This is a genomic window from Chitinophaga sp. CCNWYY40, from assembly GCF_037483205.1.
Lineage (GTDB): Bacteria > Bacteroidota > Bacteroidia > Chitinophagales > Chitinophagaceae > Chitinophaga > Chitinophaga ginsengisegetis.
This window is the reverse complement of the sequence record NZ_JBBHLF010000007.1, coordinates 156,788-171,757: the sequence shown is the minus strand read 5'-3', so window position 1 is coordinate 171,757 and position 14,970 is coordinate 156,788. Positions and strand designations below refer to the sequence as shown.

General features: G+C 47.1%; 11 protein-coding genes. 8 read left to right on the top strand and 3 right to left on the bottom strand.

Going from position 1 to position 14,970, the window contains the following annotated elements:
• Positions 1–2: 2 nt before the first annotated feature.
• From V7S65_RS26245 to V7S65_RS26220, 6 genes are all read left to right on the top strand, one after another.
• Positions 3–1,037, top strand: a complete 1,035-nt coding sequence (locus V7S65_RS26245; protein ID WP_336389020.1) for an NAD(P)/FAD-dependent oxidoreductase — start codon at positions 3–5, stop codon at positions 1,035–1,037.
• A gap of 144 nt (positions 1,038–1,181) precedes the next feature.
• The gene (gene aspS / locus V7S65_RS26240; RefSeq protein ID WP_079471027.1) at positions 1,182–2,933 is read left to right on the top strand and encodes an aspartate--tRNA ligase; all 1,752 of its coding nucleotides are present in this window, start codon (positions 1,182–1,184) and stop codon (positions 2,931–2,933) included.
• 305 nt (positions 2,934–3,238) lie between these two features.
• Positions 3,239–3,814 carry a glucosaminidase domain-containing protein gene (locus V7S65_RS26235; protein WP_159454356.1) on the top strand — a complete coding sequence of 192 codons (576 nt, stop codon included), beginning with the start codon at positions 3,239–3,241 and terminating at the stop codon, positions 3,812–3,814.
• Between the two features lie 146 nt (positions 3,815–3,960).
• A complete protein-coding gene (locus V7S65_RS26230) occupies positions 3,961–5,235 on the top strand; it encodes a hypothetical protein (protein WP_336389021.1) in 1,275 nt (424 codons plus the stop codon).
• Positions 5,207–6,493, top strand: coding sequence for a GDSL-type esterase/lipase family protein (locus V7S65_RS26225; RefSeq protein WP_111579921.1), 1,287 nt, complete (start codon positions 5,207–5,209; stop codon positions 6,491–6,493). Before V7S65_RS26230 ends, V7S65_RS26225 begins: the two co-directional genes overlap by 29 nt.
• On the top strand, positions 6,480–7,964 hold the full coding sequence (locus V7S65_RS26220) for an MBOAT family O-acyltransferase (RefSeq protein WP_079471023.1): 1,485 nt from the start codon (positions 6,480–6,482) through the stop codon (positions 7,962–7,964). Before V7S65_RS26225 ends, V7S65_RS26220 begins: the two co-directional genes overlap by 14 nt.
• 6 nt (positions 7,965–7,970) lie before the next feature.
• Here the strand turns inward: V7S65_RS26220 and V7S65_RS26215 are convergent, their stop codons facing one another.
• Entirely contained in the window at positions 7,971–8,891 is a 921-nt protein-coding gene (locus tag V7S65_RS26215; RefSeq protein ID WP_079471022.1) for a helix-turn-helix transcriptional regulator, read from the bottom strand.
• Positions 8,892–9,144: 253 nt separating this feature from the next.
• Here V7S65_RS26215 and V7S65_RS26210 point away from each other — a divergent pair, with 253 nt between their 5' ends.
• The gene (locus tag V7S65_RS26210; RefSeq protein WP_336389022.1) at positions 9,145–10,392 is read left to right on the top strand and encodes a porin; all 1,248 of its coding nucleotides are present in this window, start codon (positions 9,145–9,147) and stop codon (positions 10,390–10,392) included.
• 5 nt (positions 10,393–10,397) lie between these two features.
• Here V7S65_RS26210 and V7S65_RS26205 read toward each other — a convergent pair whose 3' ends face one another.
• Together V7S65_RS26205 and V7S65_RS26200 are read right to left on the bottom strand one after the other, a co-directional pair.
• Positions 10,398–11,447: a sensor histidine kinase gene (locus V7S65_RS26205; RefSeq protein WP_168771500.1), complete on the bottom strand. Its 1,050-nt coding sequence runs from the start codon at positions 11,445–11,447 to the stop codon at positions 10,398–10,400.
• 174 nt (positions 11,448–11,621) lie between these two features.
• Entirely contained in the window at positions 11,622–12,305 is a 684-nt protein-coding gene (locus tag V7S65_RS26200) for a response regulator transcription factor (RefSeq protein ID WP_079471020.1), read from the bottom strand.
• 379 nt (positions 12,306–12,684) lie between these two features.
• Between V7S65_RS26200 and V7S65_RS26195 the strand changes: the two genes are divergently transcribed.
• The gene (locus V7S65_RS26195) at positions 12,685–14,883 is read left to right on the top strand and encodes a hypothetical protein (protein ID WP_336389023.1); all 2,199 of its coding nucleotides are present in this window, start codon (positions 12,685–12,687) and stop codon (positions 14,881–14,883) included.
• The last annotated feature ends 87 nt before the right edge of the window (positions 14,884–14,970 follow it).

Sequence of the window (14,970 nt, the reverse complement as noted above, 5' to 3'; positions counted from 1 at the left end):
ATATGAGGAAAGCAGATTACCTTATCATAGGGCAGGGAATTGCAGGAACCATGTTAAGCTGGTTCCTGTTACAGGCAGGAAAAAAAGTAATTGTTATCGATGATGCCAAGCCCAACAGCGCTTCCAGGGTGGCTGCGGGGATCATTAACCCCGTATCTGGCCGGAGGTTTGAGCCAGCCTGGATGTATGACACTATTTACCCTTTTGCAAAAACTACTTACAGGGAGTTGTCGGATTTGCTGCACGTACCGGTTTTTACGGAGCGTGAGCTATGGACAGTTTTTCCTTCGCTGCAGATGCGGGAAGCCTTTCTGAATAAAACTACCGGTAATGAATATACGGAGTTACCGGCGGCATTGAAATATGAAGCCTTCCTGGATCAGCCTTACGGCGCGGCCGTTGTACATGGCGCTACGGTGAATCTCCGCACCTTATTGCCGGCTTACCGGCAGCATTTACAGGCGCAGGAAGCGCTGCTGGAAATTCACCTGGATGTGGCCGGCCTGGAAATTTCGGAAGAAGGAGTTACCTATAAAGATATTACCGCCAGTAAAATTATTTTCTGCGATGGGGTAGGTACTACCGGGCTTCCTTTTTTTAAGGAGATAAAATTTTTGCCCAATAAAGGAGAAGTATTGCTGGTGAAGATACCAGGGCTGGAAACCGGGGACATTATAAAGAAAGGGATTACGCTGGTGCCACAGGACAATGGATTGTTCTGGGCAGGGTCTTCTTTCGTGTGGGATTATGAAGATGACCATCCAACGGCAAAGCAGCGGGAAGTGTTGGAGAAGAGCCTCGTACAGCTGTTAAAGGCGCCTTATGAAATAGTGGACCAGTTGTCGGCGGTGCGGCCATCGGGAAACGACCGTCGCCCGATAGCCGGTTTTCACCCGGCGTTGCCGTCTGTAGGACTATTTAACGGGCTTGGAACAAAAGGCTGCTCGCTGGCGCCTTTTATGGCGGCCCACTTCAGGGATGTGCTGGTTGCTGATGCGCCACTGATGCCGGAAATAGACCTCAGGCGATATTTTTAACATACATCGGGCACAAAATGCCCGATCCAAACCGTATCTTTGCCCCCCTTATGGGTATAAGTGAACAACTGGATAGTGGTCGCCAATTGATGATTACTTGTCCCGTAATTCAACCATAAAACTAACTAAATCAACTATTTACGCATGTATAGGACGCACACTTGCGGGGAATTACGAATGGAACAGGTGGGCCAGGAAGTAACTTTGGCCGGATGGATACAGACAGTAAGAAAGTTTGGCAGCATCAATTTTTTTGACCTGCGAGACCGTTATGGTATTACTCAATTGCTGTTCGGCGAAAGCCTGAATGCAAAACTGGACGCACAGCCGCTGGGCCGTGAATTTGTAATCCAGGTAAAAGGTACTGTAACCGAGCGTTCCAATAAAAATAAAAACATCCCTACTGGTGATATCGAAATCACAGTGAGCGATTTTACCATCCTCAATGCGGCTAAAACACCGCCGTTTACCTTGCAGGATGATACCGACGGAGGAGATGAGCTGCGGATGAAATACCGCTTCCTTGATCTGCGCCGTAATATTGTAAGACAAAACCTGGAACTGCGCTACCAGGTAGGACGTGCTGCACGTAACTACCTGCACACCGCTGGTTTTATGGATATTGAAACGCCTTTCCTGATCAAATCTACCCCGGAAGGCGCCCGCGATTTCGTAGTGCCCAGCCGCATGAACCCCAACGAGTTCTATGCACTGCCACAGTCGCCACAAACCTTTAAGCAATTGCTGATGGTGAGTGGATACGACCGTTACTACCAGATCGTAAAATGCTTCAGGGATGAGGATCTGCGTGCAGATCGCCAGCCGGAGTTTACACAGATCGACTGTGAAATGAGCTTTGTGGACCAGGAAGACATTCTGAGCACCTTTGAGCATATGTTGAAGCATATCTTCAGGGAAATAAAAGGAATCGAATTCCCGGACGCTTTCCCACGGATGACCTTCGACGATGCGATGGAGTATTATGGTAACGACAAACCGGATATCCGCTTTGAAATGAAGCTGGTAAACCTGAACGATACCGCAAAGAATAAAGGCTTTAAAGTATTTGATGATGCAGAACTGGTAGTGGCTATTGCAGCCAAAGGTTGTGCTGAATACACCCGCAAGCAGCTGGATGAACTGACCGACTGGGTAAAACGTCCGCAGATAGGCATGAGCGGGCTCATCTATGTCAGGTATAACGCAGATGGTACACTGAAGAGTTCTGTGGATAAGTTTTTTGACGAAGAACAGTTGAAGTTATGGGCGCAAAAATGTCAGGCGCAACCCGGAGATCTCATCCTGGTGCTGGCTGGCAAGGAAGAGCGTACCCGTAAAGCTGCCAGCGAACTCCGCCTGGAAATGGGTGAACGCCTCGGTTTACGCAACAAAAACGACTTTAAACCGTTGTGGGTTATAGACTTTCCGTTATTTGAATACGCCGAAGAGGAAAACCGCTGGGTGGCCCGTCACCATCCGTTTACGTCACCAAAGCCAGAGCAGATTGCTCTGATGGATGATCCTTCACAATACGCTAAAATTAAGGCTAACGCCTACGATATAGTTTTAAACGGCACAGAAGTAGGGGGTGGTTCTATCCGTATTTTCCAGCGCGACCTGCAGCAGAAAATGTTTGCAGCCCTGGGAATGAGCAAGGAAGAGGCAGAACATAAATTTGGCTTCCTGTTAGGCGCATTTGAATATGGTGCACCGCCACACGGAGGCATTGCCTTTGGATTTGACCGCCTGTGCTCGCTGTTGGGTGGCAGTGAAAGTATCCGCGACTTTATCGCTTTCCCGAAAAATAATTCCGGACGCGATGTAATGCTGGATGCACCCGCTGCAATAGACCAGGTACAGCTTAACGAATTGAAGATCAGTCTGGTAAAGCAATAGTTCAGTACGGCTGCCACCAGTTGAATGGCAGAAGCTGCTATTGCCGGCATGGTCTTTGCAAAAGAGAATGCTTTTGTCGCTAAAATCCCCTTTGATATGGCAAGGTGCCGCATCAAAGGGGATTAGCACAAATAAGAGGTACAATTTTTTTTAACAAGAGATTAACGGGTTAGATAAGAAAAAGAGGAGAACGTATTGTTTAAATTTTTAAAGTAATATTGCGGTGTGATCATCGTTGATATGTGAGGTAAGAAATGATGCTGAAAACAAAGAAGGAACTATCACCTGTATCAAAAAATACTACCATGAGAATTTCAACATTCTTTAAGAGGACAGTATGGTTATGTGCGGTGTTATTATTGCTAATGCTCAGCAATGTTGGGTTTGCACAACAATCCACAAACAGTTATTTAAAGAAATTTAAACCGGTTTCTGTAGAATTGATGCAGGAAACTGGTATTCCGGCAAGTGTTATCCTGGGGATAGCTATGCTGGAATCAGGCACCGGAACAAGTAGAAATGCAAAGGTGCTGCACAACCACTTCGGGATTGTAGGGAAAAATAACATTTCCAAGGCAAAGCCAGGAGCCCGGTCAGTGTACAAGCAATATGTGTCAGACATGGCTTCCTATGAGCATTTTGTGGAAGTACTGGCGCGTAAGAAATGGTTCGGCGAAATGAAGGGAAACCCCGAATTTACGCTGTGGCTCAAAAAAATGAACCATAGCGGTTATTCATCTGCCGGCCATGAATGGATCAAACGAGTGACAAATATTATTAACCGCTATAAATTGTATAAGCTGGACGCAAGTATGGATAGCGTGGCAACGGAATCAGAAAAATGGTTAACCGTAGGCATGCCGGCAGCAGGCGATCAGTGATGTGCAACAGATCATAAACTATGTCCGGCAAAAATAAGTCTGCCTATCCGTTTTATATTATTTTAGGAACTTTAGTTTGTGTAGTAGGGCTTTCACAGCTCAATTACACTTTTTCATACAAAGACTTTCAATTCCGGAGGCTGGATATGTTATCAGACCTGAGAACAAATTCCACTTCCCCGGACGATCAAAAGCTTACTGCAGCCGGCAACGACAGCAGTAAGCTTTCTGGTTTAGATAGCACCCATGCTAATCCAAATGTGCCTAACCCGGATCATACCCACGACTTCATGTCGTATACCGGCATTATGGAATATGCTTCCCCGGTGCCCGGCGATTCCATTGTTGGGATGAAACAATTCCTCACCGCCCTCAAAGAACTGAAAGCCGGTAAGCGCCGCAAAGTAAGAATTGCATATTTCGGCGACTCCATGATTGAAGGCGACCTGATCACCGGCGATCTGCGCGACAGCCTACAGCATTACTTCGGTGGCGGAGGCGTGGGATTTGTTCCTGTAACCTCTGTGGTAGCCTCTTTCAGAACTACTATCACGCATACTTTTTCCACCGACTGGAAAGATTATCACTATAAGAATTCACCACCATCTAATGTCACCCTGGGTTTATCCGGACATACTTTTTATCCCGGCGGAAACAGCTGGGTGAAGTATTCTCCTGTGAAAAAGCCATTGCTTGATAAATTCAGCGAAGTGTCTGTATTGTACGGTCCTGCTGAAGCCGGCACCATTACTATTAACGATAAAGCCTATACGCTTTCAGGCACTGAACCGGTGAACAGGCTGGATCTGCAGCAGGATACCGGCGCTACGTCTGTAACGCTCCGCAATGCCGGCAGCGCCATGCCTTTTTATGGTGTTTGCTTTGAAAACGGGGATGGTGTGTATGTAGATAACTATTCGTTCAGAGGTATCAGCGGCGTGGAACTGGGCCGCTTGTCTGCCAATATGATCCGTCGCATGCAGCAGGAACGGCCTTACGACCTGGTGGTAATGCATTACGGCGCCAATGTGCTGTTCCGTCCGGAACTCACCGACTACAGCTGGTATGAACGCCCGATGAAGAAGGTAATGGACTCACTTCGCCAGGATCTGCCGGCGACTTCATTCCTGATCATTGGTACTGCCGATAAATCTTACAGAAAAGCCGACAAATATATAACTGCACCCGGTGTGGAAGCATTGCTGAAAGTTCAGCACAACCTGGCCGCCAGCCACGGTACAGCTTACTGGAACCTTTTCGCCGCTATGGGCGGAGAAGGCGCTATGGTAAAGTGGGTAGAGGGAGACACTGTGATGGCCAACAAGGACTATACACACTTTAACAGAACGGGAGCAGCCAAAGTGGGATCGCTGCTTTACAAAGCTATTATGAATGAATACAGTCAGGCACAACAACCTTAGCGCGAAATGGGTGGCAGTGCTTTTACTGATACTCAGCGGATTTACAACTTATGCACAACAATCGGCAGATGCCGGCGCTATCCAGCAGGACACTGCCTTGTATCGTGTTTTTTCCTCGCTCTATGAAGCAGATAGTAATGTAATATCCATCCTGCACCTGGGCGACTCCCATGTGCAGGCAGGCTATTTCCCACTAACGGTTGCTTCTATGTTGCAGAACCAGTTTGGTTATGCAGGCAGGGGATTTGTTTTCCCCTACAACCTGGCCGGTACCAACGGCCCGGAAGATTTTAAGTGGAACAGCACCGTAAGATGGGCATCGGAAAGAGTAGTAGATCGTAATAAGTCTGATGTACTGGGGCCCGGCGCGATTGCCATCATTTCCCAGAATGATGCACCTACTTTGTCTTTCGCCGGTAAAACAGATGGTGCTATGGATAATAGCTTCCGTAAAGTAACACTGCTGTATGACGCCGGAAATACCAACAACACATTAGTAGTGCCGGATGCTACTGTAACGGTAACGCCTGCACCTTTTCCCGGTTCTTCCACCCTGAGCAAAGCAACCCTCGATTTTTTACAAACGTCGCAGTCTTTCCAGGCAAGATGGGAAGGCACCGGCAGCGGTCCTTTCAGGTTCTACGGCGCCATTATGGAAAACAGCCGCAACGGGGTGCTGTACCACAGCGTAGGCATCAACGGCGCCATGTTTCAACACTACAATGAAATCAGCAACATCCTGCTGGCACAAATGGCCGTGCTGAAACCCAAACTGGTCATCATTTCCCTGGGCACCAATGAAGCCTATGGCGGCAGAATGGACCCGCTGGCCTTCAGGGATGAAATAGATAAAACGGTAACGCTCATCCGGGAACAGGATCCTTCCGTAAATATCCTGCTTACCACGCCACCGGATTGTATGCGTGCGGTGCGGAAAGCCACCCGGAAAAAAGTAGGTAAAAAGAAATACAAAACGATATACCATACTGCGTATTATCCCAATCCGTATATCTCTATGGTAACGCAGCAAATCATGGGATATGCCCGGCAGCATGGCATTGCCTGCTGGAATTTTAATGCGGTGAATAAAGCGCAGAAAGGTAGATTTGCAGGAGCATGGGCGCCCGACCATATTCACTTTAATGCAAGAGGATATCAGTTACAGGGACAATTATTATATGAAGCCCTGCAACGTTCTTATACACATTATCTACAGCAAACAAAGAAAAATCCAGTAACCTCCAATGATCGACATTAATAAACTGCTATACGAACTGTCGTACCATGAGTCAGACCCGGTCCTTTTTAACAGTGGGTTCTTCTTTTATTATTTTGCGATATTCCTGATGTGTTACCTGCTGGTAAGCAGGAATAAAACCGCCAGGGTATGGGTGTATACGGTATTCTCCCTCTATTTCTTTTATAAAGCCTGCGGCTATTACGTAGGACTGGTGATACTTTCCGCGATTGTGGATTTTAATTTGTCGAGATGGATCCATGAAAGCCCCGACAAAAAAGTGAAGAAATCCCTGCTGGTACTAAGTATCTTTTTGAATATAGGGCTCCTGTTTTATTTCAAATACACCAACTTCTTTATAGGGATGATCAACGACATCACAGCGGGGCATATTTCCACGCTGAAGCTGATCCTGCCTATTGGTATCTCCTTCTATACTTTCGAAAATCTTAGCTATACCATAGATGTTTACCGGGATGAAATTAAGCCGGTAGATAATTTCATGGATTATCTTTTTTTCCTGTCTTTCTTCCCGAAACTGATGATGGGGCCTATTGTGCGTGCGGCAGATTTTATCCCGCAGATCTCGATGCCTTACCGTCTCAGCTCCGAGGATATTGGCAAGGGGATGTACCTGATCATGGGAGGATTGTTCAAAAAGATTGTGATCTCGGATTTCATTTATCAGAACTTCGTACAATATATTTTTGATGACCCCAGCAAGCATACCGGCCTGGAATGTTTGATGGGCGTGTATGGCTATGCGTTGGTGATTTATTGCGATTTCTCCGGTTATTCTGATATGGCATTGGGTATTGCCCGTTGGACCGGGTTTAAAATTCCGCCTAACTTCGATTCTCCTTACCAGAGTTCTTCCATTACAGAGTTCTGGCGCCGCTGGCATATTTCCCTGTCCAGCTGGCTGAGGGATTACCTGTATATACCGCTGGGCGGTAACCGCAAAGGCAAGGTGCGCCAGTATGTTAACCTGGCGCTGACGATGCTGATTGGTGGCTTCTGGCATGGCGCCAGCTGGAACTTTATTTTCTGGGGAGCGATGCACGGCGGTGCACTGGCGCTCGACAAAGTGCGTATCGACTACCTGAAGAAAAGCAAAACAGTGATCACCGGGTGGAAAGCCAGTTTCCTGAAGGTCCTCGGTGTGCTTATCACGTTCCACTTTGTGTGTTTCTGCTGGGTATTCTTCAAGGCATCTACTTTCCACGATGCGTGGTCGCTGATCCACCAGGTGGTATATGACTTCCAGCCAGAAATTGCGCTGGAGCTGTACAACGGCTACACCGCTGTATTCTGGGTGATGATACTTGGCTTCATATTACATTTCCTGCCTTCAAAAGTGGAATTTTCTGTAGAGAAAATACTGGGACGTATCCCGGTAGCAGGTAGCGTAGCCATCATGGTAGCTTTCATTTGGTTGCTGGTGCAGGTAAAAAGCACGCAACCTATGATCCCGATTTACTTCCAGTTCTAACCTGATTTACCGTTTTTGCCACGGGATATAGATTTCAGATTCATTTTCGCCTGTGAGCGAGATGAAGAAATGGTTGCCGCTCATTTTGAAATATCCTGACCGGCAGCTGTTGTTAATGAATTCATACATGGGCAATCCTGCTGCTGCAAAGTTCATGGGCACAGGCAGCTTTTTGTAGTTGCCTGCCGGAACACGTTTGGTAAAAAGACTGAATGGTTCCTGGAAAGAGCTCCGCACCTGGTTGTGCGCTTTGTCGTACTCGTTATGCATAGGAATCATAATCCCCACATACATCAGCATCCTTGAATAGTCGGTAACAGGTACAATGTCCAATGTGCCGGTGATAATCATGGCGCCAGGCAGTTCGAGCGACGTTTTAATAGCATACAGCTGCTTCTGGTAATTGCCCAGGTAGTCTACCATTGTTCTCACAGGATCACTGTTCCGTGGAAGGATGTTATAATACAACATGTAATCCTGCAGCTTTATATCTTCGGTCCGGTCCGGGGTGAAAATAACGTGTTGCGGGTCGTCATGTGGATTAGAAGCAATTTTGGTGCGTGCCAGTGTATTCTTTTCGTTTACCAGGTAAAGCCTGTTGCGGAAGCTGATGGGGGCTTCGTGAAAGAATTCCCGGAATGCCTTGTTGAAACTGGATTGCGTATACCCGCACAATTCACTGATTGTTCCCACACTGTAATCGCTGTGCCGCAGGTATCCTGCGCCTGCTTCCAGCCGCCTTATTTTGGTGAAATGGATGTACGACATCCCATACATTTCCGCAAACTTGTGCGAGAAGTTGTCAACAGATTCGCTGATCAGCGCCGCTACTTCCTTCAGTCCGCGATCGCCCTGCGGATCGTCATGAGATAGCGCAATGGCCTGTTGGATTTTCTTCTCCCAATGGTTAAATGTTGATGTTTTCATGGAGGCATATTTTGGAGTATGCCGAATTTAAGGGAAAGTCTGCCGGCAACAGAGGAGCGGGCCGGAACAGGACCGGATTAACGAGCGATTAACGATTTAATCCCTCCGGTGTTAAACAACTGGGTTAAATAAAGGCTAATTCTATACTTTTGCGCAATAATTTCAGAACCTGATGCGCACTGCCAGAATTTTTCCGATCGTTATTTTGATGTTATGTTTCACGGGAACTGCCCGTGCGCAATTCCTCATGGATATGATAGACACTACCACTGAAATGGGAAAGGGGATGATATCCATGTATATGAAGTACGATGCGCTGCGTTTTAGCGGCTATATCCAGCCCCAATTCCAGATGGCGCAGTCGAGAGGTGCCCAGAGCTACGCGGGGGGAAATTTTCCGGCAGCCTCGGATAATCGCTTTACCCTGCGACGGGGACGTATTCGGGTGGATTATGAGCGCTACAACAAACAGGATATGCCGGTAGTGCAGTTTGCTTTTCAGTTCGACGGAACAGAAAGAGGTGTAAATATCCGCGATTTCTATGGTCGTTTTTTTGAGACGAAATTCAATTTGTTCTCACTGGTGGGAGGGATGTTTGCCCGTCCTTTTGGTTATGAGGTAAACCTGTCGTCGGCAGACCGTGAAACCCCCGAGCGCGGGCGGATGTCACAGATCCTGATGCGGACAGAGCGTGACCTCGGGGCAATGGTATCTTTTGAACCCCGCCGTAAGGATCATCCCCTGCGTTTCCTCAAAATAGATGTGGGGGCTTTCAACGGGCAGGGACTCACGGCCACTACCGACTTCGACAGCCATAAAGATTTTATAGGCCGCATCGCCATAAAGCCACGGAAAATAAAGGGTACAAAAAGCCAGTTATCCGGTGGGGTTTCCGTGTTGTACGGCGGTATGCAGCAGTTTACAAAGCAGATTCGCACGATGGGGACCACCGGCGGCAAGCCTGCTTTTATGATAGATTCCTCGGTATCCAATGTTGGGAAAATTGCGCCCCGGCATTATTACGGCGCAGATGTGCAATGGAAGATCTCCAACGGAGAAGGGAAGGGGTTTACCCAGTTTAGGGCAGAGTATCTCCGCGGCCGGCAAACAGCTACTGCCTTAACTACCGAAACGCCGGGCGTTATACCGGTGGAGGCCGACGGAAGGCTGCAACCCCTCTACATCCGCAATTTCGACGGGGCTTATCTCTATTATATTCAAAACCTGGGTAGCATAAAACACCAGGCTGTACTGAAATACGACTGGTACGACCCCAATACAAAAGTGAAAGGGAAAGACATCGGCGCACCGGGCGCAGGACTCACCCCCGCGGATATACGCTATAACACCGTGGGTATTGGCTACCTGTATTATGCAAACGAACACCTGAAGTTCATGGTGTATTACGACTGGGTAACCAACGAAAGCACTGAACTGGATGGTTACAAGGACGACCTGAAAGATAATGTGCTTACCTGCAGGATGCAGTATCGTTTCTGATTACTTTATTCTCTTCCGGATTCCATCGTAAACCCAAACGTACTGCCTATTTCGGGCTTGCTGCGCACGGTAATGGACTGGTCGTGGGCTTCCACAATGTGTTTTACGATAGCGAGTCCGAGGCCGGTACCGCCAATATCGCGGCTGCGCGCCCTGTCGGTACGGTAAAACCGCTCAAATACACGCGGCAGGTGTTCTTCTGCCATGCCGATACCATCGTCGGAAATTTCGATCAGCACTCTTTTTCCATCCATGCTGTAAACGCTGGCAATGGTATGCCCGTCCGGTTTGCCGTATTTGATGGAGTTATCTACCAGGTTAATGAGTACCTGGCGGATCTTTTCTTTATCGGCGTATACCGGCTGCGGTGCTTCGCAACCTTTCTTGATGCTGAACTTAATGCCTTTGGTATTGGCTTTCAGCGACAGGGTATCAAACACATCTTTGATCAGGTCCTGGATTACGAATACTTCGGCATTAACCGTCATTTCGCCGCTTTCCAGTTTGGATATTTCATCCAGGTCATCGATCAGCCGGCAAAGGCGGTCGATGTTTTTGGTGGCGTTTTTCAGGAACAGCTTATTTACGTTGGGATCTTCCAGCGCGCCATCCAGGAGGGTGTGAATATAGCCCTGAACGGCAAAAATGGGCGTTTTCAGCTCGTGGGAAAGGTTCAGCAGGAACTCTTTACGGAACTCTTCGTTCCGGCGCAGGTTGTCCAGTTCTTCCTTTTTCTGGCTGGCCCATTTTTCCACATCTTCACTTACTTCTTCAATAGTTTTCAGGGGAAGAATATTCTTTTGGAAAAACTCTTCTCTCTTGGACGCTTTCGTTTGGTAAATGAACTTATAGATCAGCTTTATCTTCCTGTAAATAAAATTCTGCAGGGTATAAAGGTACAGGTAATATGATACCAGGAAAGTCAGCACAAAGGCCCCCACTACTACTTTCCAGTTGCCATCTATCACCAGGCTGCCCAGTGCAATAACGGCTGATATCACCAGGGCTGTAAATCCCGCTAACTTCTGAGGGGACAGGTTTTTTGCTTTAAACATACTCCAAAGTGAGTAATTAAGGTAATAATGGGAAATTACTTTAAATTTTTTACTTGACAACAGTAATAGCTTTTGACCGCCGGCATTTACCTGCCGGAGAACGATGTTTTGGTGGGATTTGAACAGGCTGCCGGCACTGTACTGCCAACAGCCAAAGGCTAACGGGGCTGGTGGCTACATTTCAAATTTATAGCCAACGCCTTTTACAGTAGTGATCAGGTCGATCCCTATTTTCTGGCGTATTTTACGGATATGTACATCGATGGTGCGGTCGCCCACAATCACTTCAGTACCCCATACCTGGTTAAGGATTTCGTTGCGTAGGAATACACGGCCGGGTTTGGAAGCCAGTAACTGCAGCAGTTCAAATTCTTTTTTCGCCAGGATGATTTCCTGTCCTTTGTACGTCACCGTGAATTTCTCCCGGTCGATGATCAGGTCGCCCAGTGTTACACGGGTTTCCTCTGGTTTGTGCAAACGGCGGAAGAGCGCGTTGATGCGGCTTACCAGCAATTTGGGTTTAATGGGTTTGGCGATGTAGTCATCCGCTCCCATGTTCAGCCCGTCTACTTCAGATTTTTCATCATTGAGCGCAGTTAAAAACAATACCATCGTGTCTTTGAACTCAGGGATCTTCCTGATTTCGCGGCAGGTATCGATCCCGTTCTTGTTCGGCATCATGATATCCAGCATAATCAGATCCGGTCTGAATATTTTTGCTTTCTGGATAGCCTCGCTGCCGTCTTTCGCTGTTACGGTATCGTAACCCGCTGTTTTGAGATTGTAACTGATAATTTCCAGAATATCCAATTCGTCATCTACTACCAGAATTTTTCCTGCAACCGCTTGGTCTATCATAAATTTTGCTTTTAAAAAGACGGGACAAAATTATAAAGCCATCTCCGTGATTAATGGAAAATTAACATTATGAAATTGTTAATTCAATATCAGACTGGTTTTCCGCGTTCCAAGGCAAGGTACGCCAAATAACAATGCTGTATCAATATGCCAATTATTCAACATTCATAGGGCGGTGATTATGATCATACTGAATAACCACCTTCTTTTTCACGGTTATTTTGAACCGGTCACAGGCTGCAAACGACAGTTCTAGTTATAGATAGAATAATTAAAATATATTTCCCGCTAAAAAACAAAAGATAGCAACGAAGTGCTGGCAAACTCTGTATTTGGTTGTAAATTTGCTATCTGGTCCTTGCGAAAAGATCACTTTAGTATGAGAAGATTTTTATTAATAATGACGCTGACGGTCCTGGCGGTCAGCCAAATGCAGGCACAAAGCAGCCACCATCCGATTCCAATCAGCAGACAGGGATTTCATGACAACATCGATAAAGAACAGGCCGCTGCCGCCAAATTTGATGGCAAAGCAGATGACCTCGTAAAAGTATCTGATGACCAGACTATCAACCTGCAGGTAACCAACGCCCTGATCAAGGAGGTAGACGACATGCAGCAGGAGATAGAAGACAACGATTCACTGGATCACCGGCTGAAAGTAAAGTACCTTTCTGCCATCTATGTAACGCTGAAAGATTATAATCAGAAACGTTCGCGCCGTAACATCGACCCGGAAGAAGCGCCCGCTATGATAGCCGCCTTCCGCAATATGATGCATGCGGATATCAAAGGACAAAGCATTCTGCCCTATATCAATAACCTTTCTTACGACGCCTCCGAAAGGATCATCGAATCCTTCCGGGATAACCCCGGCTACAAAGAAGCCAGGGGACAGGTATTCACAAAATATGCTTTCAGCAACCTTGAAACCGTAATGCCCAAACTGGGAGATTATCTCAACTATCCGGGCACCGATTCCATTGTGGCCGCTGTAGCCCGTAAATACCCCAACCAGGTACTTACCTACGCTACCTCCTACACGCCAATGGCCAATGCCATCAAGCGTAACCAGGATCCTATTGTACAACAGATTGTACGCATCGGACAGTCGCCCCAAAGCACCAAGATATTACCTTTTATAGATGAACTCCTGGCCGGCACCACCACTGTTGATAAACTGGAAGCCATTGTAGACAACGACTACCAGTACTTCAAACAAATGGTGAAGTCCACCATCGCGTTGCAGAAACTGAAAGCCGACGGGCAAAATCCATTCGGCCTGAAAGCCATGATGGAAAACATGCAGGCAAAATCGCTGCTGTATATCCGCTCGGTAAACGACCTGCATGAAGAACCAGCCCCGGTGAGGTTCGCCATCGTTAAAAACTTTACGCCGGAAGAACTCTACTACCTGATCATCAACGGCCAGGAAGAACTGTATACCTCCAGCTATACCAATCACAGCAACGCCGGTTTATACGACCAGATGATTCTTCGCATGAAACCTCCGCGTGGCGACAGCTTACTGATGGTGGTGAATTTCGACCGCTTCAAAAAGTTCATCGCAATGGCTGCCGGCTTCAATACCCTGGATCACTTCCTGAAATCTATGGCCCCGGAAAATTCCAACTATCTCATGCAGAAATATGTGCAGAACCTGGAAAAAACCGAAGACCTGGAAGATGCGGTGGACGTAGCCAATTCCTTTGGCAGTATCCGCGACGAGAAACTGCTGGAATTCCTCCGTGTGGAAGTGAAGAAGAACCTGAACTACGTAAAAAAACATAGTGATAAACGCGGTACGGTTATCTATCAACTGCTCAGCAGCCTGTTTGAAACCGAATCAAAATCAGAAAACGATTCTTCCAAAGCCACCGATATGGCTGCCAAGCTCCAGCTGCCGCCAATCAATTATGTCACCTATAATACGCTGGAAAGCGACAGTGGCCGGGTATACCAGCAGGTATTTTTTTATGGAGATAAAGACGGACAGGAATCTTTCGCCAGCTTCATGACCAATTTCCCTTCGTCCGACTGGAGAGTGAGCAAAAATAAATACTGGGCTACCATCACTTCGCTGAAAGGAAAAGCCACTACCATTTATGCAAACCTGCCCACAGAAGAACCTGCGGATAAAGAGGCGATTTCCAAACTGTCTGAATACCTGGATGAAAACGATATCCATCCTACCATTTTCATTCACCGTGGCCACAGTTATCATATCAATACCACACTGGAAAATCTCCAGAGCTCCGCTAAGATCGTAGTGCTGGGCTCCTGTGGCGGTTATCATAACCTGGCTACCGTATTGGAGAAATCACCGGAAGCGCATATCATTTCTTCCAAACAGGTAGGTACCCGTTTTGTAAATGAACCGATCATTCACAGCCTGGAAGACCAGGTACGTTCCGGTAAAAATGTAGACTGGGTGATCATGTGGGCGCAGCTCACGAAGAAATTTGCAGGAGATGCCCGTAACAAGGACCTTTTCAGTGATTATGTACCGCCTCATAAAAACCTCGGCGCCATATTCATTAAAGCTTACAAGCAAATTATGAAAGACGAAAAGAAGTAACGTATTTTATCAGCATATTACAGAAAGGCGCAGGATTCCTGCGCCTTTCTTTTTTGTATATCCCGGGTGGCCTGTAAACCCTCCGGC

What these genes read in the sequence shown, in the direction of transcription:
- V7S65_RS26245 (WP_336389020.1), top strand. Translation starts at nt 3, where the DNA reads ATGAGGAAAGCAGATTACCTTATCATAGGGCAGGGAATTGCAGGAACC.
- aspS (WP_079471027.1), top strand. Translation starts at nt 1,182, where the DNA reads ATGTATAGGACGCACACTTGCGGGGAATTACGAATGGAACAGGTGGGC.
- V7S65_RS26235 (WP_159454356.1), top strand. Translation starts at nt 3,239, where the DNA reads ATGAGAATTTCAACATTCTTTAAGAGGACAGTATGGTTATGTGCGGTG.
- V7S65_RS26230 (WP_336389021.1), top strand. Translation starts at nt 3,961, where the DNA reads ATGTTATCAGACCTGAGAACAAATTCCACTTCCCCGGACGATCAAAAG.
- V7S65_RS26225 (WP_111579921.1), top strand. Translation starts at nt 5,207, where the DNA reads ATGAATACAGTCAGGCACAACAACCTTAGCGCGAAATGGGTGGCAGTG.
- V7S65_RS26220 (WP_079471023.1), top strand. Translation starts at nt 6,480, where the DNA reads ATGATCGACATTAATAAACTGCTATACGAACTGTCGTACCATGAGTCA.
- V7S65_RS26215 (WP_079471022.1), bottom strand. Translation starts at nt 8,891, where the DNA reads ATGAAAACATCAACATTTAACCATTGGGAGAAGAAAATCCAACAGGCC.
- V7S65_RS26210 (WP_336389022.1), top strand. Translation starts at nt 9,145, where the DNA reads ATGATAGACACTACCACTGAAATGGGAAAGGGGATGATATCCATGTAT.
- V7S65_RS26205 (WP_168771500.1), bottom strand. Translation starts at nt 11,447, where the DNA reads ATGTTTAAAGCAAAAAACCTGTCCCCTCAGAAGTTAGCGGGATTTACA.
- V7S65_RS26200 (WP_079471020.1), bottom strand. Translation starts at nt 12,305, where the DNA reads ATGATAGACCAAGCGGTTGCAGGAAAAATTCTGGTAGTAGATGACGAA.
- V7S65_RS26195 (WP_336389023.1), top strand. Translation starts at nt 12,685, where the DNA reads ATGAGAAGATTTTTATTAATAATGACGCTGACGGTCCTGGCGGTCAGC.